This is a genomic window from Pseudomonas sp. XK-1, assembly GCF_038069885.1.
GTDB lineage: Bacteria > Pseudomonadota > Gammaproteobacteria > Pseudomonadales > Pseudomonadaceae > Aquipseudomonas.
Genome location: NZ_JBBPES010000002.1, coordinates 420,764 through 443,200 on the forward strand (window position 1 = coordinate 420,764; position 22,437 = coordinate 443,200).

22 protein-coding genes and 4 tRNA genes are annotated in these 22,437 nt (G+C 62.1%); 2 read left to right on the top strand and 24 right to left on the bottom strand.

Annotation, left to right across the window (positions count from 1 at the left end):
* Positions 1-11: 11 nt before the first annotated feature.
* The 13 genes from phnP to phnC form a co-directional block, all read right to left on the bottom strand.
* Positions 12-761: a phosphonate metabolism protein PhnP gene (gene phnP, locus WMW70_RS07595; RefSeq protein ID WP_341436904.1), complete on the bottom strand. Its 750-nt coding sequence runs from the start codon at positions 759-761 to the stop codon at positions 12-14.
* The gene (phnN, locus tag WMW70_RS07600; RefSeq protein ID WP_341436905.1) at positions 752-1,357 is read right to left on the bottom strand and encodes a phosphonate metabolism protein/1,5-bisphosphokinase (PRPP-forming) PhnN; all 606 of its coding nucleotides are present in this window, start codon (positions 1,355-1,357) and stop codon (positions 752-754) included. The genes phnP and phnN overlap by 10 nt, the downstream gene beginning before the upstream one ends.
* Positions 1,357-2,502 carry an alpha-D-ribose 1-methylphosphonate 5-triphosphate diphosphatase gene (locus tag WMW70_RS07605; RefSeq protein WP_341436906.1) on the bottom strand — a complete coding sequence of 382 codons (1,146 nt, stop codon included), beginning with the start codon at positions 2,500-2,502 and terminating at the stop codon, positions 1,357-1,359. The genes phnN and WMW70_RS07605 overlap by 1 nt, the downstream gene beginning before the upstream one ends.
* The gene (phnL, locus tag WMW70_RS07610; RefSeq protein ID WP_341436907.1) at positions 2,492-3,205 is read right to left on the bottom strand and encodes a phosphonate C-P lyase system protein PhnL; all 714 of its coding nucleotides are present in this window, start codon (positions 3,203-3,205) and stop codon (positions 2,492-2,494) included. Before phnL ends, WMW70_RS07605 begins: the two co-directional genes overlap by 11 nt.
* Before the next feature lie 132 nt (positions 3,206-3,337).
* Entirely contained in the window at positions 3,338-4,147 is an 810-nt protein-coding gene (phnK, locus tag WMW70_RS07615; protein ID WP_341436908.1) for a phosphonate C-P lyase system protein PhnK, read from the bottom strand.
* On the bottom strand, positions 4,144-5,022 hold the full coding sequence (locus WMW70_RS07620) for an alpha-D-ribose 1-methylphosphonate 5-phosphate C-P-lyase PhnJ (RefSeq protein ID WP_341436909.1): 879 nt from the start codon (positions 5,020-5,022) through the stop codon (positions 4,144-4,146). The genes phnK and WMW70_RS07620 overlap by 4 nt, the downstream gene beginning before the upstream one ends.
* Positions 5,019-6,110 (bottom strand): carbon-phosphorus lyase complex subunit PhnI, encoded by a 1,092-nt coding sequence (locus tag WMW70_RS07625; protein ID WP_341436910.1) that lies wholly within the window; start codon positions 6,108-6,110, stop codon positions 5,019-5,021. Before WMW70_RS07625 ends, WMW70_RS07620 begins: the two co-directional genes overlap by 4 nt.
* The gene (gene phnH / locus WMW70_RS07630; RefSeq protein WP_341436911.1) at positions 6,110-6,721 is read right to left on the bottom strand and encodes a phosphonate C-P lyase system protein PhnH; all 612 of its coding nucleotides are present in this window, start codon (positions 6,719-6,721) and stop codon (positions 6,110-6,112) included. Before phnH ends, WMW70_RS07625 begins: the two co-directional genes overlap by 1 nt.
* Complete coding sequence (phnG, locus tag WMW70_RS07635) at positions 6,721-7,167, bottom strand: phosphonate C-P lyase system protein PhnG (RefSeq protein ID WP_445942120.1); 447 nt, start codon at positions 7,165-7,167, stop codon at positions 6,721-6,723. Before phnG ends, phnH begins: the two co-directional genes overlap by 1 nt.
* A 28-nt stretch (positions 7,168-7,195) precedes the next feature.
* Positions 7,196-7,900, bottom strand: coding sequence for a phosphonate metabolism transcriptional regulator PhnF (gene phnF / locus WMW70_RS07640; RefSeq protein WP_341436913.1), 705 nt, complete (start codon positions 7,898-7,900; stop codon positions 7,196-7,198).
* A gap of 36 nt (positions 7,901-7,936) precedes the next feature.
* The gene (gene phnE / locus WMW70_RS07645) at positions 7,937-8,731 is read right to left on the bottom strand and encodes a phosphonate ABC transporter, permease protein PhnE (protein ID WP_341436914.1); all 795 of its coding nucleotides are present in this window, start codon (positions 8,729-8,731) and stop codon (positions 7,937-7,939) included.
* 66 nt (positions 8,732-8,797) lie between these two features.
* A complete protein-coding gene (phnD, locus tag WMW70_RS07650) occupies positions 8,798-9,802 on the bottom strand; it encodes a phosphonate ABC transporter substrate-binding protein (RefSeq protein ID WP_341436915.1) in 1,005 nt (334 codons plus the stop codon).
* A gap of 55 nt (positions 9,803-9,857) precedes the next feature.
* Positions 9,858-10,694, bottom strand: a complete 837-nt coding sequence (gene phnC, locus WMW70_RS07655) for a phosphonate ABC transporter ATP-binding protein (protein ID WP_341436916.1) — start codon at positions 10,692-10,694, stop codon at positions 9,858-9,860.
* Between the two features lie 388 nt (positions 10,695-11,082).
* Between phnC and WMW70_RS07660 the strand changes: the two genes are divergently transcribed.
* Positions 11,083-11,400 carry an Arc family DNA-binding protein gene (locus WMW70_RS07660; RefSeq protein WP_325504695.1) on the top strand — a complete coding sequence of 106 codons (318 nt, stop codon included), beginning with the start codon at positions 11,083-11,085 and terminating at the stop codon, positions 11,398-11,400.
* Positions 11,401-11,632: 232 nt separating this feature from the next.
* Here WMW70_RS07660 and WMW70_RS07665 read toward each other — a convergent pair whose 3' ends face one another.
* The 4 genes from WMW70_RS07665 to mgtE all read right to left on the bottom strand — a co-directional run bounded on the left by WMW70_RS07665 (position 11,633) and on the right by mgtE (position 16,460).
* Positions 11,633-12,769 carry a sodium ion-translocating decarboxylase subunit beta gene (locus WMW70_RS07665; RefSeq protein WP_341436917.1) on the bottom strand — a complete coding sequence of 379 codons (1,137 nt, stop codon included), beginning with the start codon at positions 12,767-12,769 and terminating at the stop codon, positions 11,633-11,635.
* Between the two features lie 12 nt (positions 12,770-12,781).
* Positions 12,782-14,563: a sodium-extruding oxaloacetate decarboxylase subunit alpha gene (oadA, locus tag WMW70_RS07670; protein WP_341436918.1), complete on the bottom strand. Its 1,782-nt coding sequence runs from the start codon at positions 14,561-14,563 to the stop codon at positions 12,782-12,784.
* 25 nt (positions 14,564-14,588) lie between these two features.
* On the bottom strand, positions 14,589-14,840 hold the full coding sequence (locus WMW70_RS07675; RefSeq protein WP_341436919.1) for an OadG family transporter subunit: 252 nt from the start codon (positions 14,838-14,840) through the stop codon (positions 14,589-14,591).
* Between the two features lie 177 nt (positions 14,841-15,017).
* Positions 15,018-16,460, bottom strand: coding sequence for a magnesium transporter (gene mgtE / locus WMW70_RS07680; protein ID WP_341436920.1), 1,443 nt, complete (start codon positions 16,458-16,460; stop codon positions 15,018-15,020).
* A 324-nt stretch (positions 16,461-16,784) separates the two neighbouring features.
* On the opposite strand from mgtE, the gene WMW70_RS07685 reads away from it, so the two are divergent.
* Positions 16,785-17,282, top strand: a complete 498-nt coding sequence (locus tag WMW70_RS07685; protein WP_341436921.1) for a DUF4124 domain-containing protein — start codon at positions 16,785-16,787, stop codon at positions 17,280-17,282.
* An 85-nt stretch (positions 17,283-17,367) separates the two neighbouring features.
* On the opposite strand, the gene WMW70_RS07690 is transcribed toward WMW70_RS07685, so the two are convergent.
* From WMW70_RS07690 to alaS, 7 genes are all read right to left on the bottom strand, one after another.
* Positions 17,368-17,444, bottom strand: a tRNA-Arg gene (locus tag WMW70_RS07690).
* 72 nt (positions 17,445-17,516) lie between these two features.
* Positions 17,517-17,593: transfer RNA gene (locus WMW70_RS07695), tRNA-Arg, on the bottom strand.
* Between the two features lie 72 nt (positions 17,594-17,665).
* Positions 17,666-17,742: transfer RNA gene (locus WMW70_RS07700), tRNA-Arg, on the bottom strand.
* 109 nt (positions 17,743-17,851) lie between these two features.
* Positions 17,852-17,942, bottom strand: a tRNA-Ser gene (locus WMW70_RS07705).
* A gap of 62 nt (positions 17,943-18,004) precedes the next feature.
* Entirely contained in the window at positions 18,005-18,190 is a 186-nt protein-coding gene (csrA, locus tag WMW70_RS07710; RefSeq protein ID WP_025165378.1) for a carbon storage regulator CsrA, read from the bottom strand.
* 186 nt (positions 18,191-18,376) lie between these two features.
* Complete coding sequence (locus WMW70_RS07715) at positions 18,377-19,615, bottom strand: aspartate kinase (protein ID WP_325504707.1); 1,239 nt, start codon at positions 19,613-19,615, stop codon at positions 18,377-18,379.
* 115 nt (positions 19,616-19,730) lie between these two features.
* Positions 19,731-22,355: an alanine--tRNA ligase gene (alaS, locus tag WMW70_RS07720; protein WP_341436922.1), complete on the bottom strand. Its 2,625-nt coding sequence runs from the start codon at positions 22,353-22,355 to the stop codon at positions 19,731-19,733.
* Positions 22,356-22,437 lie beyond the last annotated feature (82 nt).

Sequence of the window (22,437 nt, forward strand, 5' to 3'; positions counted from 1 at the left end):
TGACAGCCTGCTCATAACACTCGCCCATCAAAGGCCAGGCTAACCCCCGCAGGCAAGGCATCGGGGTGTTCCAGCAGCCAGGCGTCGAAGCTGTGGCCGATATGGGTCAACACGGTTTCACTGGGCTGCAGCTGCAGGGCCACTTCCAGCGCGCGGGTCAGGTCGTTGTGGTTGCGCGGCGCGATGGGCTGCGGGGCGGTGGAGCAATCCAGCACCAGCAGATCCAGCGGCTGCTGGCACAGCACCTCGGCGCTGGCGGCCGGTACGCCGAGGGTGTCGGTGAGGTAGCCGATACGTCTGCCGCCGCCCTCCAGCAAGTAGCCAAAAGTCAGCTTGGAGTGATTGAGCGGCAGCGCCGTGACGCTCAACTCACCCAGCTGCCGCCGCTCGAAAGCGGTAAACGGTTGGCTGAAATCGAGAATGCCGGGGTGCTTGTACAAATCGGCCAGGCCTTCCGGATCATCTGGGCCATGCACCGGAATAATCAGCCCCTGGCCCCAGCGCAGGTGCAGCAAGCCCTGAGCGTGGTCGGCGTGGTAATGGGTTTGCAGAATGCCGCTGAGGCTATGGGGCGGGAAGCGCTCGCACAGATCGGTCAGGCCCGAGTCGATCAGCCAGCGCTGGGTACCGCACTCGATCAAGGCGCAACAGGGCCCACGCCGGCGCGCAGGAGTCACCCGGGCGCTGGCGCAGGCCGCGCAACTGCAGTTGTAAACCGGTACCTGGCGCGCATCGCCGGTGCCGAGTAGGGTCAGACGCATGCGCGGGCATCGCTAAGCAGTTGCAGCAGCTGGGTGACAGCCTGGTCGAGCGGGCCGGAGTTGTTGAGAACAAGGGGGTTCTCAGTTGGTGCTGCCGTGGGAGGGGCTTCAGCCGCGACTGTCGCCGCTAAAGCGCCTCCCACAACAAAGCTGCGACTACGCGCCAGGCGCGCCTCGATCTGCTCGGCGCTTTCCCGCCCGCGGGCCTGCAGGCGCTGACGCAGGGCGGCCTCATCCACCTGCAACAGGATTGCCAGCAGCTCGGGATAACGCTGCCGCGCCTGGGCCAGGTGCCCGCGCGAACCATTGACCAGGACGTCCTGCCCCGCCGCCAGCCAGTCGTCGATCTGCCGCGGAATGCCATAGGCCAGGCCGTTGGCGCGCCAGCTCAGGGCAAAAGCGCCGGCGGCTTCCTGCACCTCAAATTCGGCGGCCGTCAGGGCAATCGCCTCCTCGCCCACCGCTTCGGCGGAGCGGGTGATGACCCGGCGGGCGATCACACAACCCCGTTCGGCCAGGCGCTCGCGCGCGGTATTCAGCAGGCTGTCCTTGCCCGAGCCCGAAGGCCCCATCAGATAGATCAACCGGCCACTCATCAGAACACCCTTTTCGCTTGTCGCCAGACCTGCTGGATCACCGCCTGGCCCCCGTGAACCTGCGCCTGCACCAGATCGGCCCGCAGGCCGACGCGGATTTCACCGCGATCATCCAGCCCAGCCGCCTGGGCCGGCACGCGACTGACGCAGGCAATCGCCCGCGGCAGATCATAGCCGTTATCCTGTCCGGCCAGCAGCAAAGCGGCCTGCAGCAGGCTGGCCGGGTAGTAGTCGCTGGAGAGGATATCCAGCACACCCTGCTGAGCCAGTTCAGCGGCGGCGATATTGCCCGAGTGGGAGCCGCCACGAACGATATTCGGCGCGCCCATCAGCACCTTCAGGCCCAGCTCGTGGCTGGCTTTGGCCGCTTCGAGGGTGGTGGGGAATTCGGCGATGGACATGCCGAAACCGGCCGACTCCTGCACATGGGCCAGGGTCGCGTCGTCGTGGCTGGCTACGGAAATACCGCGGGCCTGACAATCAGCAACAATGCTGCGGCGCTGGCGGTCGCTGTACTGCCGCGAGTTGTCCACCTGCTCCACGATAAAGGCATCCATCTCCGCTTCGCTGAGGTGGTACTTACCCATGTAGTACTCGCGGTATTTGTCTTCCTTGGCGAACTGGCGCTGGCCCGGCGCGTGGTCCATCACCGACACCAGTCGCACCAGCGGGTGCTCAACCAGATCGCGGAACACCGCCAGGGTCTCGGGGTGGCAGACCTCGCAGCGCAAGTGCAGACGGTGATCGGCGCGCATATGTCCGGCCGCTGCCGCTTCGGCAATCGCCTCGAGCATCGCCGGCAGTTGCTGCATGCGCTTGCCGCGCGGATTCACGTCGCCAATCGCCAGCGCATCGAACACCGTGGTAATGCCGGCCGAGGCGATCTGCGCATCATGGGTCAGCACCGCCGAGGCCGAGGGCCAATCCACCCCCGGCCGTGGGCTCATGTATTTTTCCAGGTTGTCGGTGTGCAACTCGACCAGGCCGGGCAGCAGGTAATCACCGCCGAGGTTCTGCGCCTGGGGCAGGCCGCTAACGCCCTCTTCCACCTGGGCAATCAGGCCACCGCGCAGCACCACAGTACCGACAAACTCCTGCTCGGCGGTAACGATCCGCGCGTTGGTGAGAATTTGTTCAACCGGCATAGATGTACTCCTGCTGCGCCGCAGCGCTCATATCAAGGTAGCGATCGGCCACCGCCTCACGGGCGGCGCGGTCGTGGAAGATGCCGATCAGCGCTGAACCTGCGGCCTTGGCTTCTTCGATCAGCTCCAGCACCACCTGGCGGTTGGCGTCGTCCAGGGACGCGGTGGGTTCATCCAGCAGCATCAGCGGCCAGGCGACCATAAAGCCGCGAGCGATATTCACCCGCTGCTGCTCGCCGCCGGAGAAGGTGCCCGGAGCGAGTTGCCAGAGGGCCTGGGGGATATTCAGGCGACTGAGCAGGCTTTTCGCCCGTGCCTCGGCATCGGCCTTGCTCCAGCCACGGGCCAGGGCCGGCTCCATCACCACATCCAGGGTGGCGACCCGGGGAATCACCCGCAGAAACTGGCTGACATAACCCAGAGTCTGCCGACGTACCGCCAGCACCTGACGCGGTTCGGCACCGACCAGCTCCACCCATTCGCCGTCGTGCAACACGCGAATGCTGCCGCCAGCGGCCAGGTAGTTGCCGTACAGGGTGCGCAGCAGGGTCGACTTGCCCGCACCGGACTGGCCGTGCAGCACCAGGCACTCGCCGGCGCGCACGCTGAAATGCAGCCCGCTCAACACATTCAGCACCACGCCGTGCTGCTGATGCAGGGTGAAGGTCTTGCTGAGGCCGCTGACCTCGATAAGCGTATTCATATAAACCTCGAGCTTCATGCGTACGGATGGAATCCGGCGCGAGAGTCGTTTCGTAGGGTGGATGGCGCTTTATCCATCCACCGATGGCGGCACGTTGGTGGATGAGAAGAGCGTCATCCACCCTACCCAGCGTCAGGGTTGCAGCACCGACGACACCAGCAACTGCGAATAGGGATGCTGCGGGTCATCGAGAATCTGGTCGGTGAGACCGGCCTCGACCACGTGGGAGCGGCGCATCATCATCAACCGGTCCGCCAGCAGCCGCGCCACCGCCAGGTCGTGGGTGACGATCACCACCGCCAGGTCCAGCTCGCGCACCAGGCCGCGCAGCAAGTCGAGCAAGCGCGCCTGCACCGACACATCGAGGCCGCCTGTGGGTTCGTCCATAAAGATCAGCCGTGGGCTGGAAACCAGGTTGCGGGCGATCTGCAAGCGCTGCTGCATGCCGCCGGAGAAGGTGCGCGGCAGGTCGTCGATGCGCAGGGGGTCGATTTCCACCTGTTGCAGCCAGTCGATGCCGGCCGCGCGTAGCTCGCCGTAATGGCGCACGCCCTGGGCCATCAGCCGCTCGCCGATATTGGCCCCGGCCGACACACCCATGCGCAGGCCGTCACGCGGGTTCTGCTCGACAAAACCCCACTCGGTGCGCAGCAGCGTGCGGCGCTGCGCCTCGCTGGCGCTGTACAGATCGACCCAGCGGCCAGCGGTATCGCGATAACTGACCGTGCCGCGATCCGGCGGGCAGCGCCCGGAGAGCAGACTGAGCAGGGTCGATTTGCCCGACCCGGACTCGCCGACAATGCCCAGCACCTCGCCCGGATACAGATCGAACGACACGCCCTGGCAGCCCTTTTCCGGGCCGTATAGGCGAGTCAGGTCGCGCACGCTAAACAGCGGCTGCGTCGTGTCGTTGTGCGGGTGCAACTGTTCGGCAGCACTCATTGCTCGCCCTCCTCTTCAAGGTCCTGGCGTTGCATGCAGTAATCGGTGTCGGAGCAGACAAAGCGCTTGGTCCCGGCGTCGTCGACGATCAGCTCGTCCAGGTAGGAATCCTGGCTGCCGCAGAAGGCGCAGCATTCGTCCCAGCGCTGGATCTCGAAGGGGTGATCTTCGAAGTCCAGACTGACCACGTGGGTGAACGGCGGCACGGCATACAGGCGCTTCTCGCGGCCAGCACCGAACAGCATCAGCGCCGGGCTCATATGCAGCTTGGGGTTGTCGAATTTGGGGATCGGCGAGGGATCCATCACATAGCGCTCGTCCACTGTCACCGGGTAGGCATAGCTGGTGGCGATATGGCCGAAGGTGGCGATGTCCTCGTACAGCTTCACGTGCATCACGCCGTAATCCTCCAGCGCGTGCATGGTGCGGGTCTCGGTTTCCGACGGTTCGATAAAGCGCAGCGGCTCGGGGATCGGCACCTGATAGACCATGATCTGATCGCCATTGAGCGGCGTTTCCGGAATCCGGTGGCGAGTCTGGATCACCGTCGCCTCGGGGGTCCGGGTGGTGGTTCTGACCCCGGCGGTGCGGGCGAAGAAGCGGCGAATCGACACCGCGTTAGTGGTGTCATCCGCGCCCTGGTCGATCACCTTGAGCACATCCTCGGCACCGAGAATCGCCGCGGTAAGCTGCATGCCACCGGTGCCCCAGCCATAGGGCAGCGGCATTTCGCGACCACCGAAGGGCACCTGATAGCCGGGAATCGCCACGGCCTTGAGCAGACCACGGCGGATCATTCTTTTAGTTTGTTCGTCCAGATAGGCAAAGTTATAACCGGCTTCCGGAGCACGGGTGATCTGGCTTTGGGCATTCATGCGCGTTGCTCCTCGGCGACTGGCTGCTCGCTAGCCTGCTTGCGCAGTTTGCGGATCAGCTCCAGCTCGGATTGGAAGTCGACGTAGTGCGGCAATTTCAGGTGCGAGACGAAGCCGGCGGCCTCGACGTTGTCGCAGTGCATCAGCACGAACTCTTCCTGCTGCGCCGGGCCCTGCACTTCCTCGGCGTACTCGGCCACGCGCAGCGAGCGGTCGACCAGGGCCATGCCCATGGCCTTGCGCTCGGCATAGCCGAAGGCCAGGCCGTAACCCCGGGTAAATTGCGCCTGCTCAGGGCTATCGCCGACAAACTGGTTGACCATCTCGCACTCGGTCACCTCGATATCGCCCAGCGGCACGGCAAAGCCGAGCTCTTCCGGTTCCAGCCAAACCTCGACCTCACCGATGCGTATCTCCCCAGCAAAGGGGTGGTTACGCCCGTAGCCGCGCTGGGTCGAATAACCTAGAGCCAGCAAGAAGCCTTCATCACCACGGGCCAGAGCCTGCAGACGCTGGGCGCGGCTGGCGGGGAAATCCAGCGGCTCGCGGGTGATGTCCGGCACCGCCGCACCGTCATCCACCTCGCGGGTCATCAGCCCTTCCTCGGCGAGAAAGTCCAGCACCCGTGGGCACGGCGACAGTTCAGCCTGGGGGTCGATCTGCGGCCCCGGTTGTTCGCCTTCGGCCAGCAAGGCGAAATCCAGCAGGCGATGGCTGTAATCGAAAGTCGGGCCGAGCAACTGGCCGCCGGGCAGGTCCTTGAAGGTGGCCGAGATACGCCGAGTCAGCTGCATCTGCGTGGTATCCAGCGCGGCGCTGGCACCGAAGCGCGGCAGCGTGGTGCGGTAGGCGCGCAGCAGGAAGATCGCTTCCATCAGGTCGCCGGCTGCCTGCTTGATCGCCAGGGCCGCCAGTTGTGGGTCGTACAGCGAGCCTTCGCTCATAACCCGCGCCACGGCCAGCGGCATCTGCTCACGCACCTGATCGACGCTGAGTTCAGGGATAGCGGTATCGCCACGGCGCTTTTTGGCCAGCAGCAAATGGGCATTGTCGATGGCCCGCTCGCCACCTTTGACGGCTACATACATCAGGCAGCCTCCTCGGCATTGACCAGCACCCGGGTGCTGCGCGGCAGACCGATCACCTGATCGCCAGCGGCGAAGAAGGCATCCAGGCCACGGGGAAAGGCACTGCGCGCCTGGCGCTGCTGCCAGAACGCCGCCGGCAGCGGCAGTTCGACACAACGCACATCCTTGATCCCCGGCCCGCGCCAGCGCAGGGCTGCGCCAGTGCTGAGGGCATCGAGCTGGATCAGCAGGGTGCAGGACTGGTCCGGGTAGCGTTCGCTGCCATTGTCGAAGGCCGACAGATCGCCCAGCTCGCTGTCATCGAGCAGGGCAAACAGCGCCAGCTCGCGTTCGGCGATAATCGGGCAACCGCAGTGGAACGCCAGGTTGGCGCGGATCGCCGGGGTGTCGAAACGCGGTGCCAGCCACAGCGGCGTGTCGCCATCGAGAAACGCCAGGCACAGGGCATAGGTCGCTGGATGGAGGTTTTCCAGGGCCAGGGCGCGGTTCAGCGGTTGCGCGAGACCTGGCTCGGCCAACGCTTTGAGGGCGCTGCGGAAGCTGGTCTGGGCGTCCAGCACCGGGTCGTTGAAGGCCGGTTGCAGCCATTGCGAGCTATTCGCCGCGTTCATCAGTCTTCTCCTCTGACCAGGGTGAAGAATTCCACCTGGGTGGTTGCGGTTTCGGCGGCCTTGGCCGCCTGTTGGGCCTGTTGCGCTGCCTCCAGGGGTTCGATCAGTCGGCTCAGCCAATGCGACTGCTCGGCACCCTGCAAATGCGCGTCGGCCAGAGCGGCCAGTTCGGCATGCTGCTTGTCGCGGCCAGCCACATAGCTGTAACCGGTGCGGCCATCGGCTAGGCGCACCACGCAGCGGGTCACGCTCATCTCGCCGAGGTTGAACGGACTGCCGGTGCCGCCCATGCGCCCGCGCACCAGGGCCATGCCGATTTCCGGAGCGCGAATCAGGCGGTATTCGGCCTCCCTCAACGCCGACTCATAGGTCGCCAGCTGACCGCCGGCGCGGGCAAGCACGCCCATCCAGCGTTGACGGGGGGCGATGTGCGGGTTGCTGTGCAGCAGGTTGCGGTTCATCAACAAGCCTCCATCAAAGGGCGAGCTGGTACTGGAAGCGGTCGGCGCGGCTGGTCGATAACGACAGCTCCACCGGCCGTCCGGCCAGATCGCGGGAAAGGGTCTGTACGCTGAGCAGCGGCGCGTGGCGGGGCATCAACAAGCGTGCGGCCTCGTCACGGCTGGGCAGGCGCGCGCCGATCAAACTGAAGGTGCGGGTCAGCGGCAGACCGCGCTGACTGAGGTACTGGCGCAGCGAGCCGCCCTGGTAGTCGGCGAGCAGCTCGCGATGTTCGCTGCTGAAGGCGTGGCGGATCAGGCTGACCGGCTGGCCCTCGATCAGGCGCAGGGTGCAGAGCTCCAGCAACTGCGCACCACTGGCCAGCTGGAGGTACTCGCGCTCCTCGCAACCGGCTGGGCGCAGGCGACTCTCCAGCAATTGCGCCTCGACCTTATGGCCGAGCGCCGAAAGCGAGTCGCTGTAGGCGCTGCCGGCCTGCATCGGGTAGATCAACGGCTTGGCCAGCACCCGCGTGCCCTTGCCCTGCTGACGCAGCAGGCGGCCTTCCAGCACCAGCTCATCCACCGCCCGGCGCAAGGTGTGGCGGTTGACCGCAAAACGCGCCGCCAGCTGCACCTCGGCCGGTAGGTAGTCGCCGGGGCTCATGCGCTGCAGCTCATCGCGCAGCACGGCGGCCAGTTCGCGGTACAGCGGCTCGGGTTGTCTAGACAAGTGCATGGCTAATAAAGGGCATCCGCAGATGCCCGATCTCCGTCAGATAAATTGCTTGCGCAGGCGCTGCGAGATGATGTCCAGCACGCTCACCACCAGGATGATCACGATCAGCAGGGCGCAGGTCTGGGCGAACTGGAAGCCGCGAATCGCTTCCCAGAGAATCACCCCGATACCGCCCGCCCCAACCATGCCGACCACGGTGGCCGAGCGCACGTTGGATTCGAAGCGGTACAGTGAGTAGGAAATCCACAGCGGCAGCACCTGCGGAATCACCCCATAGATGATCTCCTGCAGCGCGCTGGCTCCGGTGGCGCGCACCCCTTCCACCGGGCCTGGATCGATAGCCTCGACCGCCTCGGCAAAGAGCTTGGCCAGCACCCCAGTGGTGCCAATAAACAGCGCCAGCACCCCGGCGAACGGCCCCAGGCCGACGGCCACCACGAAGAGCATGGCGAAGACCATTTCGTTGATCGAACGGCAGGCGTCCATCACCCGACGGATCGGCTGGTAGACCCACCAGGGCACGATGTTTTCAGAGCAGAGAATGCCCAGCGGGATAGCCAGAACGATCGCCAGCACCGTGCCCCACAGGCCGATCTGTACGGTGACGATCATCTCCTTGAGGTACAGCTCCCAGTTGCTGAAATCCGGCGGAAAGAAGTCCGCGGCAAAGGTCGCCATGTTGCTGGAGTCGCGGATCAGCGCCAGCGGATTCATCTCCGCGCCCTGCCAGGACCAGGCCAACACAACGAAGAACAGCCCCCAGCCGATCAGCTGCGACCAGGAACGCTTGGCGGTCAGATCGGAGGTGGAAGTGGTGGTCAAAGTGGTCATAACAACATCTCGAAGCAAGCGACAGAAAAAGCCTGCCCGGCGGGTGTGCCGGGCAGGGAGCAGCGCTTAACCTGCGCTGGCAGGACTTTGCTTGGCGATTTCAGCCATGCGTTTTTCCAGCTTGGCCAGCTCGGCATCCAGCGCCTTGAGCTTGGCGGCCTTGTCGTCTGCCTTGAGTTTGTCGTTGTTGGCCACTTCGCTGCGCTGCTTGAACAGCTCCAGCTGGCGGATCGGCAGCAGTTGGTCGTCATCGGAGGCCTTGAATTTGGCCCACTGCAACGCTTCGAGGACTTTCAGCTCAGCCGGCTTGTCACCGTAGGTCATAAAGAATTCGCGCAGCTTGGCCTTGGTGGCTGCATCCAGGTTCTTGCGCCACACCATCGGGTCGGATGGGATCAGCGGCGAAGTCCAGATCACTTTCAACTGTGCGGCCTTGTCCGGTGAGGTGATCTGCAAACGTGCCATGGTTTCGCTGTTGAAGGTGCCGACATCGACCTGCTTGCTGGCCACCGACAGGGCGTTGACTTCATGGCTGCCGTTGAGCGCGCGCTTGAAGATCTTGTTGGCGTCGACATTGTTCTGGGCGAACACGTAATAGCCCGGCACCAGATAACCCGAGGTGGAGTTCGGGTCACCGTTGGCGAAAGTCAGGGTCTTGGCGTTTTTCAGCATGTCTTCGATCGAATTGATCGGGCTGTCCTTATGCGCGACCATCAGGCTGTAGTAACCCTGGGAGCCATCAAACGCTACGGTCTGGGCGAAAACTTCACCACCGGCGCGGTCTACTGCTTCCATCGCAGATTTGTTGCCGTACCAGGCCACATCGACCTTGTCGAAGCGCATGCCCTGGATGATCCCGGCATAGTCAGGCGCGAAGAAGGCGTTGATCTTGAAGCCAGTCTGCTTGCCCATGTCCGCCAGGAAGGGGTCCCACACGGTCTTGAGATTCTGCGACGACTCGGTGGAGATGATGCCGAAATTGATTTCCTGCTCAGCGGCCTGGGCGACACCCAGAACCGAACCGGCCAGCAGCGTGGAAGCGGCGAGAACGCGACTGATACGTTTGAACATGCAAAGCACTCCTAGTACAGATGGACAGACAGGGATTGGCATAACAGGTAGCAACTCAGGCCTTGGCCAGAGCCAGCGGGACTTTTGCCTTGCGCGCACGGCGTGGCTTCTCTTCGGCTTGCGGCTCGATTAGGAGCTCGGCACCATAGAGATCGTTAAGGAAGTTGGGATGCAACTCAGCGGCCGCGCCGTCGTAATGAATACGCCCCGCTTTCAACGCCACGGCGCGCTGGCAATAGCGCATGGCGTAATCAACTTGATGCAGGGTGACCACCACGGTGGTGCCGTCTTCGCGGTTGATGTCGGCAAGAATCTGCATGACCTTGCGCGCGGACTCGGGGTCCAGCGAGGCAATCGGCTCGTCGGCCAGAATCACCTTGGCGCGCTGGCAGAGGGCGCGGGCAATCGCCACACGCTGCTGCTGGCCACCGGAAAGCGTCGAGGCGCGCTGCTGGGCCAGATCAGCCAGACCGACACGGGCCAATGCCTGTAGCGCACGCTGCTTTTCTTCGGCATTGAACAGGCCGAAGCTGCCTCGCCAGCGCGGCATGCGCCCCAGGCAGCCGAGCAGCACGTTCTGCAGCACGCTGAGACGGCCGACCAGATTGAACTGCTGGAAGATGTAGCCGATGTCGGCGCGCAGGCGACGGACTTCGCCATTCAGCCGGCCAGCGGCCTGCACCTCACGACCCAGCACCTGAATGCTGCCACCGCCATTGCGATCGCAACAGGCCAGGCCGGCAACATGACGCAGCAAGGTCGACTTGCCGGAACCCGAGGCTCCGATCAGCGCCACCATTTCACCGGGTTCAACGGACAGCGCCAGATCAAACAGCGCTTGCTTGCGGCCGAACGTCTTGTTCAGGCTCTCGACCCGGATCACTGCGCTCATGGAATGCCTCCTTATTAAGGGTTACACCGCAGCGTGAAGCCGCCTGCTGGTGTAGACCAAGGTAGGCAAATCCTGTGTCAGGCCGATTAATGGGCCGTGACACTTAGGTGACCATTGCTTTAATTTTTTCTCGCGCTCAGCCAGAAATCCTTGCTTTTTGCCGAATAAGGCGCATTTCTGATAGTCGGTGCTGGCAAAAAGCCTGCACTACAGCCACAATTGCGCCACGCAATTGGCGTCAATTTAATGCCCTACTGACTATAGGGTCATAATGTTGAATAGCGTTCTGGCGGAACGGTTAGTGCTATGAGTGGTCAAACCGGTGACTATTCCATAGCTTATCGCCAGTATCGCTTTCCTAAACTAACCGGTTTAATGTACGCGCCCTATGAAACCAGCACTCTATTCCAGCCGTACCGCTGACAAATTCGTTGTTCGCCTGCCCGACGGCATGCGCGAGCGTATCGCAGATGTCGCACGCAACCATCACCGCAGCATGAACTCGGAGATCATTGCTCGCCTTGAGCAAAGCATGCTTCAGGAAGGCTCTCTCGGTGATGACCTCAATATGCGCCTCGACAGCCCAGAACTGTCGTTGCATGAACGCGAGCTGCTGCAGCGCTTTCGTCAGCTGTCGCGTCGTCAGCAAAATGCCCTGGTGGCATTGATTGCTCACGATGTCGAAATGGCCAACGAAGAAGCCTGATCTCAGGCCGCACCAAAACCGGCCGCTGGGGCCGGTTTTGGTGCATCTGCGATTTGCTCGAAGCCGCCCACTGGGCGGCTTTCCTATGCCTATTTCGCGAGCCTCTGTTATTCAGCGGTGATAGACCCCGATAGATTCACACCCCAAGCTTGGCCGCGCGCGCCGTCCCCTCTCCTGAAATCGAGACATAAAAAAACCGCCTCAGTGAGGCGGCTTTTTAACATCAACCCTATCAACCAACGAAGTTGAGCAGCACCCCGGCCGCCACCGCCGAGCCGATCACACCGGCCACGTTGGGCCCCATGGCGTGCATCAACAGGAAGTTCTGCGGATTGGCTTCCAGGCCCACCTTGTTCGACACCCGCGCCGCCATCGGCACCGCAGAGACGCCGGCCGAGCCGATCAAAGGATTGACCTTGTTATCACTGAACATATTCATCAGCTTGGCCATCAGCACACCCGCGGCAGTACCGGCGCAGAACGCCAGCATGCCCAGCGTGAGGATACCCAGGGTTTTCAGCTGCAGGAAAGAGTCCGCCGACAGCTTGGAACCCACGGTCAGGCCGAGGAAGATGGTGACGATGTTGATCAGCGCATTGCGCGAGGTATCGGCCAGACGCTCGACCACACCGCTTTCACGCAGCAGGTTGCCAAGGGCGAACATGCCCACCAGCGGCGCGGCATCGGGCAGCAGCATACCGATCAACACACACAGCACGATCGGAAAGATGATCTTCTCGGTCTGCCCCACCGGACGCAGTTGCTGCATCACAATGGCGCGCTCTTCCTTGGTGGTCAGCGCACGCATGATCGGCGGCTGAATCAGGGGTACCAGCGCCATATAGGCATAAGCCGCCACGGCAATCGGACCGAGCAGATGGGGGGCCAGCTTGGAGGTCACAAAGATCGAGGTGGGGCCATCGGCACCGCCGATAATGGCAATGGAGGCGGCTTCCTTGAGGGTGAACTCCAGACCCGGGATACCCAGGGAGGTCAACGCCAGCGCACCCAGCAAAGTGCCGAAGATGCCGAACTGCGCCGCCGCACCCAGGAGCAGGGTCTTGGGGTTGGCCAGCATCGGTCCGAAGTCGGTCATGGCCCCGACACCAAGGAAGATCAGCAGCGGGAAGATACTGGTGGGCAGGCCCACCTCGTAGATCATGTGCAGAAAGCCCGAACCCACGGCCATATTGGCCACCGGGATGTTGGCCAGCAAACCGCCAAAACCAATCGGCAACAGCAGCAGAGGCTCGAAGCCCTTCTTGATCGCCAGATAGATCAGCAGGATGCACACCGCCATCATAAACAGCTGGCCCGGCTCGACATGGTACAGGCCGGTGCTCTGCCAAAGCTTGAGGAGCTTATCCATTACCGCGCTCCCTTAACCGATGGTCAGCAGGCTGTCGCCCACTGCCACCGCATCACCGACCTTGACGTTGACCGCACCGATGGTGCCAGCCTTGAACGCACGGATCTCGGTTTCCATCTTCATCGCCTCGAGGATGATCAGCAGGTGACCTTCCTCGACGACCTGGCCCGGCTGCACCAGTACCTTGAAGATATTGCCGGCCAGCGGCGCAGCCTGAGGCTCGCCGCCGCCCACTGGCGCGGCCGCAACAGCGCCTGCGGCCGACGCGGATGCGCCACCCACTGGCTTGATGCCGTCGATATCACCACCCTCGTTGACCTGCACGACAAAGGACTTGCCGTTGACTTCAACGGTATAGACCTCAGGCTTGCCGGCTTCGCGGGCAGGTTGTTCCTTGCCGGTCGGAGCCGGTTCGAAGGCCTCCGGGTTACCGCGGTTTTCCAGGAACTTCAGACCGATCTGCGGGAACAGGGCGTAGGTCAGCACGTCGTCGATTTCATCGGCGGCCAGCTTGATGCCCTTCTCTTTGGCAATGCCCTTGAGTTCGGCGGTCAGCTTGTCCATTTCGGCTTCGAGCAGATCGGCCGGACGACAGGTAACGGCTTCAGCGCCATCCAGTACGCGCGCCTGCAGCTCTTTATTGAACGGTGCCGGCGCTGCGCCATATTCACCCTTCAAGATGCCGGCAGTTTCCTTGGTGATCGACTTGTAGCGCTCACCGGTCAGCACGTTGATCACCGCCTGGGTGCCAACGATCTGCGAGGTCGGGGTCACCAGCGGGATAAAACCGAGGTCTTCGCGTACCCGCGGGATCTCTGCCAGCACTTCATCGAACTTGTCCTGGGCACCCTGCTCTTTCAGCTGGCCTTCCATATTGGTCAGCATGCCGCCCGGCACCTGGGCGACCAGAATGCGCGAGTCGACACCCTTGAGGTTGCCTTCGAACTTGGCGTACTTCTTTCGTACTTCACGGAAGTAGGCGGCGATTTCTTCCAGCAGCAGCAGATCCAGACCGGTATCGCGCTCGGAACCCTGGAAGATGGCCACCACGGACTCGGTTGGCGAATGACCGTAGGTCATCGACAGCGAGGAAATCGCGGTATCGACGTTGTCGATGCCGGCTTCCACCGCCTTGACGATGGCCGCAGTCGACAGCCCGGCCGTGGCATGGCATTGCATATGGATCGGGATCGACAGGGTCGCCTTCAGGCGCGTCACCAGTTCGAACGCGGTGTAAGGGTTGAGAATGCCAGCCATGTCCTTGATGGCCACCGAGTCGGCCCCCATGTCTTCGATCTGCTTGGCCAGATCGACCCACATTTCCAGGGTATGCACCGGACTGGTGGTGTAGGAAATGGTGCCCTGGGCATGCTTGCCCAGCTGCTTGACGGCCTTGAGGGCGGTCTGCAGGTTGCGCGGATCGTTCATCGCGTCGAATACGCGGAACACATCGACGCCATTAAAGGCCGCACGCTCGACGAATTTTTCCACCACGTCATCGGCGTAGTGGCGGTAACCCAGCAGGTTCTGTCCGCGCAGCAGCATCTGCTGACGGGTGTTGGGCATGGCCTTCTTCAGCTCGCGGATACGATGCCAGGGATCTTCACCCAGGTAGCGAATGCAGGCGTCAAAGGTCGCGCCACCCCAGGACTCGACCGACCAGAAGCCGACCTGATCGAGCTTGGGCGCGATTGGCAACATGTCTTCCAGGCGCACACGCGTGGCCAGGATCGACTGGTGGGCGTCGCGCAGCACCACATCGGTAATTCCGAGTGCTTGTTTAACGGCAGTCATACAGATGCTCCCTTTCGAACCTGACTCAACCGCGACGAGCGCGGTGCTGATTAATAGCGGATTGGATGGCGGCTAACAGCTCGGCGCTCGGCTCTTCGACAGCATGCCGGGTAACCGGTGGCAGCGCAGCGGGTACGGGTGCTTTCGAGGCAAACAGCTCGATCAACCGTGACATTACACGGATCACCAGAACCAGCAGGACCAGAAAGAGAAATACGAAGCCCAGGCCGAAAAGCATGAGCTCGACACCCTCGAGCAGGAGTTCACTGGGGGTCATCTTGGCTCCCTTTGCCAGCAGCACTTCAGCTGCATTCATTATTGATAGGAGCGCCCGGGGCCGGACCCCGGACAAAGCTGGCGAACCTTAGCTTGAAACGAGCGTTTGAAGCAAATCCAAGACGGGCTAATGGGACATTTTCTGACGAAAAAGCGTCATCCACTCCATTGGGAACCCCTAGAGCAGAAACAGACTGGCCAGTCCCAGAAAGATAAAGAAGCCGCCACTGTCGGTCACCGCAGTAATCATCACGCTGGCCCCCAGCGCCGGATCTCGCCCCATACGCACCAGCGTCATGGGAATCAGCACGCCCATCATGGCCGCCAGCAGCAGGTTGAGGGTCATGGCCGCAGTCATCACCACGCCCAGGGACCAGCTGTCATAGAGCAGATAGGCCACCACGCCGATCACGCCACCCCAGACGACGCCGTTGACCAGACCCACCCCCAGCTCCTTGCGAATCAGCCGCGAGGTGTTGCCGGTGCTGACCTGATCCAGGGCCATGGCGCGCACGATCATGGTGATGGTCTGATTGCCCGAATTGCCGCCGATGCCTGCGACAATTGGCATCAGGGCGGCCAGGGCTACCAGCTTCTCGATAGAGCCTTCGAACAGGCCAATCACCCGCGAGGCCATAAAGGCGGTGACCAAATTGATCGCCAACCAGGCCCAGCGGTTGCGCAGGGATTTCCACACCGAGGCGAAGATATCCTCCTCCTCGCGCAGACCGGCCATATTGAGGACTTCGTTTTCGCTTTCCTCGCGGATCAGGTCGACCATTTCGTCAATGGTCAAACGGCCGATCAGCTTGCCGTTCTTGTCCACCACCGGCGTGGAGATCAGGTCGTAACGTTCGAAGGCCTGAGCGGCGTCGTAGGCGTCCTCGTCCGGGTGAAAACTCACCGGATCGGTAGCCATGACCTCGCTGACCAGGCGCTCCGGGTCATTGACCAGCAGGCGCTTGACCGGCAGCACGCCCTTGAGCACGCCGTCGTAATCCACCACAAACAGCTTGTCGGTGTGCCCGGGCAGCTCCTTGAGGCGGCGCAGGTAGCGCAGCACCACTTCCAGGCTGACATCTTCGCGGATGGTGACCATCTCGAAGTCCATCAGCGCGCCGACCTGGTCCTCTTCATAGGACAAGGCCGAACGCACCCGCTCGCGCTGCTGAGCGTCGAGGGATTCCATCAGCTCATGCACGACATCGCGCGGCAGCTCGGAGGCGAGGTCGGCCAGCTCGTCGGCATCCATGTCCTTGGCGGCGGCGAGAATCTCGTGGTCGTCCATGTCGGCGAGCAGGGTTTCGCGCACCGCATCGGACACTTCGAGAAGGATATCGCCGTCGCGCTCGACCTTGACCAGCTGCCAGACGGTCAGACGATCATTGAGCGGCAAGGCTTCGAGAATATGGGCAACGTCGGCGGAGTGCAGCTCGTCGAGCCTGCGCTGCAGCTCCGCGAGGTTCTGCCGATGCACCAGGCTCTCCACCCGATCCTGGTGCTGGCCTTCCTGACGATGGGTCAGGTCTTCGACCACTTTGTGCCGATGCAGCAGTTCGACCACCTGGGCCAGGCGGTCCTGCAGGCTTTCCTGCGGTTTTTTCGCTTCTACTTCAGTCATGGCGCGCTCCACCCCCAGCGGCGGCGCACGCCAAAGGGGGTCAATCAGTCAACACGTGATTGCACAATCGAGATTCAGAGTAACTACTGGGTAAGTCCATGGTGGTGTCCCACAAGCCCCGGCGGGGCTGACGGGGCAAATGATAACACCGCGCCAGCGCCTTGCATGCGACAAAAGCAGGGCCAGAACAAACGCTTGCGAGGCAAACCTGAATGTTTTTTGCAACTCTGCAACTGCGACGCACCGGCACGCAGACAGGGCACCACTGGCGGATGCAAAAGCATCGACTAAGGTTGCACAGGTAGACGTCAAGGAGGACGCCCCATGCATGGACTGCGCTGCGCAGCTGTCTGCGCCATTCTGCTCTGCCCTACCCCACTGCTGGCTTCCAGCGTATTTCGCTGCGAAGACGCCAGCGGCCATATCACCTATACCCTGCAAGGCTGCACCGCCGGGCAGGTGCAATACCGCCAGGAAGCCCACAACCCGACGCCAGGCAAGGGCAAGGCCGTCCCCCTGGCCAAACCAGCCAAAGCCAAGACCAAGCATAAGTCAGCAAAAAGGGATACGCGCGAGGTGACAGTGGTGGGTAGCCGAGACGATGGCTGCGGCAACCAAATGACCAGCAGCGAGCGCCGCACGGCGATTATCCGCCAGCGGATAACCAGCGGCATGAGCCGCAGCGACGTGGAAAGCAGCCTGGGCAAGCCCGACAGGATCACCCAGCATAACGGCCAGACCCGCTACCTCTACCGCGACAACCAGGGCAATAACCGCCAGGTCAGCTTCGACGCCGCTGGCTGCGTCAAGGGCAAGCGCTAGCAGGGCGCTGCCTGACACCTGAGCAACCACGGATAAACGCCAGACAAAGAAAAAGGGCCTGCATCGCTGCAGGCCCTTTTTTGTATGGTGCACTCAGGAGGATTCGAACCTCCGACCGCTCGGTTCGTAGCCGAGTACTCTATCCAGCTGAGCTATGAGTGCAGATGGCGCTTTTTAACCAGATCACCGCTGGCTGAAACAAAATGGCCTGCATCGCTGCAAGCCATTCCAAGTTGGTGCACTCAGGAGGATTCGAACCTCCGACCGCTCGGTTCGTAGCCGAGTACTCTATCCAGCTGAGCTATGAGTGCAGATGGCGCTTTTTAACCAGATCACCGCTGGCTGAAACAAAATGGCTTGCATCGCTGCAAGCCATTCCAAGTTGGTGCACTCAGGAGGATTCGAACCTCCGACCGCTCGGTTCGTAGCCGAGTACTCTATCCAGCTGAGCTATGAGTGCATGTAACCCGCGTACTGCAAGGCCTTAAACCACCGTTTGTGATCGTGGCGATAGGCTTTTCAGCCGCTACCGCTCTCTCACACCGGTAAAACCTTACAACACTAAATAATGGCGGAGAAGGGGGGATTCGAACCCCCGACACCCTTTTGAGATGTACTCCCTTAGCAGGGGAGCGCCTTCGGCCACTCGGCCACCTCTCCGCAACACGGGGCGCATGATACTCATCTTTGCCCCGTTTGCAAAGCCAAAATTTCGATAAAAATTAGTGGCTTGGTTCTTCGCCTTTCTCTTTCTGGATGCGCTGGTAAATTTCCTCACGGTGCACGGCAACCTCCTTCGGCGCGTTAACGCCAATGCGCACCTGATTACCTTTAACGCCCAACACGGTGACAGTGACTTCGTCACCCACCATCAGGGTCTCTCCGACCCGGCGAGTCAGAATCAGCATTCCTTTCTCCTTACGGATAACAGTTCAGGACAGCAACAGTCTGCAAAAAATAAAAGGGTTGCAGCTGCGTCCAGTAGACCCAGCCTTAACCTAAGTATTGACTAGTGTAGGCAGAAAGAAAGCTTCCACCCATGCCAACCAAAAAGCAAAAAGGCGCGGGTTGAACCGCGCCTTTCGGGTAATGCCTCAATCGCCCTGACGGGCCGGGGCATCCAGTTCGAAAGCAGTGTGCAGGGCGCGCACCGCCAACTCCAGATATTTCTCTTCGATGACCACGGATACTTTGATCTCCGAGGTGGAGATCATCTGGATATTGATGTTTTCCTTGGCCAGGGCCTCGAACATGCGGCTGGCAACCCCAGCATGGGAGCGCATGCCGACACCAACGATGGAGACCTTGGCGATTTTCACGTCGCCGATCACTTCGCGGGCACCCAGCTCGCGCGCGGTATTTTCCAGCACGGCCAGGGCAGCGTTGTAGTCGTTACGGTGCACGGTGAAGGTGAAATCGGTGGTGTTATCGTGCGAAACGTTCTGCACGATCATGTCCACTTCGATATTGGCGGCACTGACGGGGCCGAGAATCTTGAACGCCACGCCCGGGATGTCCGGCACGCCACGGATAGTCAGCTTGGCTTCGTCGCGATTGAAGGCGATGCCGGAGATGATCGGCTGTTCCATGGATTCCTCTTCATCAAGGGTAATGAGGGTGCCCGGACCCTCCTGAAAGCTGTGCAACACGCGCAGCGGGACGTTGTACTTGCCGGCGAACTCCACCGAACGGATTTGCAGCACCTTGGAGCCCAGGCTGGCCATTTCCAGCATTTCTTCGAAGGTGATCTTTTCCAGACGCTGAGCCTGGGGCACCACACGCGGGTCGGTGGTGTAGACGCCATCGACATCGGTGTAGATCTGGCATTCGTCGGCCTTCAGCGCCGCCGCCAGGGCCACGCCCGTGGTGTCGGAACCGCCACGGCCGAGGGTGGTGATATTGCCGTGCTCGTCGACGCCCTGGAAACCGGCGACCACTACGACACGACCGGCCTTGAGGTCGGCACGCAGCTTCTGGTCATCGATCTGCAGGATGCGCGCCTTGTTGTGCGCACTGTCGGTGAGGATGCGCACCTGATTGCCGGTGTAGGACACCGCTGGCACATCCAGCTTGATCAGCGCCATGGCCAGCAGGGCAATGGTCACCTGCTCGCCGGTGGACACCATGACATCCAGCTCGCGCGGCACCGGCTGACCATCGCTGACCTGCTTGGCCAGTTCGATCAGGCGGTTGGTTTCGCCACTCATGGCGGACACCACGACCACAATGTCATCGCCGTTTTCGCGGAATTTCTTCACCTTCGCGGCGACCTGCTGAATACGTTCAACAGTGCCGACGGAGGTGCCGCCAAATTTCTGTACGATCAAAGCCATTTCAAAGCCGCCTCAGCCCGTGAAGGGCGCCCATTAAACATACAACTCGATTGACTGCCAAGGACCGCCGGGCGTAATGCCACCTCGCCATGCGCCCCTCGGCCAGTCGCGATGCTTACAGCCCCTGTTCGACGAAGCTCGTGGCCAGCGCCAAAGCACCGTCCAGCGCGCCGGCATCGGTGCCGCCGCCCTGAGCCATATCCGGACGACCGCCGCCCTTGCCGCCGACCGCCGCAGCCGCCTGCTTCATCAGCTCGCCGGCTTTCAGCTTGGCGGTCAGATCCTGAGTCACGCCGGCCACCAGCACGACCTTGTCGTCCTGCACACCGCCGAGCAGGATCACCGCGCTGCCGAGCTTGTTCTTCAACTGATCGACCATGGCCAGCAGCGCCTTGCCGTCCAGGCCGTCGAGACGCGCACTGAGCACCTTGATGCCTTTGACCTCGACGGCCGAGCCGGCCAGGTCATTGCCTGCCGCGCTGGCGGCCTTGGCCTTGAGCTGCTCCAGCTCCTTTTCCAGCTGACGGTTGCGCTCCAGCACCCCGGCAAGCTTGTCCAGCAGGTTGTCGCGACTGCCCTTGACCAGCGCAGCAGCTTCTTTCAACTGCTCTTCCGCACCATTCAGGTAGGCGAAAGCCGCAGCACCGGTAACCGCTTCGATACGGCGCACGCCAGCGGCCACACCACCTTCGCTGGTGATCTTGAACAGACCGATATCGCCGGTACGCTTGACGTGGGTGCCGCCGCACAGCTCGACGGAGAAGTCGCCGCCCATGCTCAGTACGCGTACCTGATCGCCGTACTTCTCACCGAACAGCGCCATGGCACCCTTGGCCTTGGCGGTTTCGATATCGGTTTCCAGCGTTTCAACTTCAGTGTTGGCGCGCACTTCGCGGTTGACGATGGTCTCCAGCTCTTTCAGCTGCGCCGGGGTGATGGCTTCGAAGTGGCTGAAGTCGAAGCGCAGACGCTGGCTGTCGACCAGCGAGCCCTTCTGGGTCACGTGCTCACCCACTACCTGGCGCAGCGCGGCGTGCAGCAAATGGGTGGCCGAATGGTTCAGCGCAGTGGCCTGACGCACACCGGCGTCGACCTCGGCCTTGACCGAAGCCCCAACGCTCAAGCCGCCCTTGGCCACAACCCCGTGATGCAGGAAGGCACCGCCAGCCTTGGTGGTGTCGCGCACATCGAAACGCACGCCTGCCCCTTCAAGGAAACCGCAGTCGCCGACCTGGCCGCCGGATTCGGCGTAGAACGGCGTCTGGTCGAGAACCACAACGCCCTCCTCGCCTTCTTTCAGGCTGTCCACGGCCTGGCCAGCGGCGAACAGCGCGATGATCTTGCCGCTGCCGCTGGTGCCCTGGTAACCGAGGAACGCGGTGTCGCTGTCGACCTTGACCAGGGCGTTGTAATCCATGCCGAAGGCACTGGCGGAACGGGCGCGCTCGCGCTGGGCCTGCATTTCGCGCTCGAAGCCTTCTTCATCCAGGGTCAGCTCGCGCTCACGGGCGATATCGCCGGTGAGGTCCATAGGGAAGCCGAAGGTGTCGTACAACTTGAAGATCACGTCGCCCGGAATCACCGTGCCTTTAAGCTCGGCCAGATCCTGTTCGAGGATCTTCAGACCCTGCTCGAGGGTCTTGGCGAACTGCTCTTCTTCGGTTTTCAGCACGCGCTCGATATGCGCCTGCTGCTGCTTCAGCTCGGGGAAGGCTTCGCCCATCTCGGCGACCAGGGCGGCAACGATCTTATAAAAGAAGCTGCCCTTGGCCCCCAGCTTGTTACCGTGACGGCAGGCGCGGCGGATGATGCGGCGCAGCACGTAGCCACGGCCTTCATTGGACGGGGTTACGCCGTCGGCGATCAGGAAGCCGCAGGAGCGGATATGGTCAGCCACCACTTTCAGCGAAGCCTGAGCCTCGTTGGCGCAGCCGATGGCCTTGGCCGCGGCGTCCAGCAGGCTCTGGAACAGATCGATCTCATAGTTCGAATTGACGTGCTGCAACACCGCACTGATGCGCTCCAGGCCCATACCTGTGTCCACGCTCGGTGCCGGCAGCGGGTGCAGCACGCCATCGGCAGTCCGATTGAACTGCATAAAGACGTTGTTCCAGATTTCGATATAGCGGTCGCCGTCTTCTTCTGGCGAGCCGGGCGGACCACCCCAGATATGCTCGCCGTGATCGAAGAAGATCTCGGTGCAGGGGCCGCACGGGCCTGTGTCGCCCATGGTCCAGAAGTTGTCGGAGGCGTAAGGCGCGCCCTTGTTGTCGCCAATACGGATCATCCGCTCGGCCGGCACACCGACTTCCTTGGTCCAGATGTCGTAGGCTTCGTCATCCGTCGCGTAGACGGTAACCCAGAGCTTTTCCTTGGGCAGCTTCAGCCAGTTGTCGCCGGTAAGAAACTCCCAGGCGAAGTGGATGGCATCGCGCTTGAAATAGTCGCCGAAGCTGAAGTTACCCAGCATTTCGAAGAAGGTGTGGTGACGTGCGGTGTAGCCGACGTTTTCCAGGTCGTTGTGCTTGCCGCCGGCGCGCACGCATTTCTGGCTGGTGGCGGCACGGGTGTAGGCGCGCTTTTCCAGGCCGAGGAAGCAGTCCTTGAACTGGTTCATCCCGGCGTTGGTGAACAGCAGCGTCGGGTCATTGCCCGGAATCAGGGAGCTGGAAGCGACACGGGTGTGCCCCTTCTCTTCGAAGAAGCTGAGGAAAGCTTCACGGATTTCTGCGCTTTTCATAGGATCATCCACGGAAACAGGCGGCCACGGCAAAGCCGGCAAAGGGCCGCATTATATCGGGCCTGGGCTCGGGGGCTAGTGC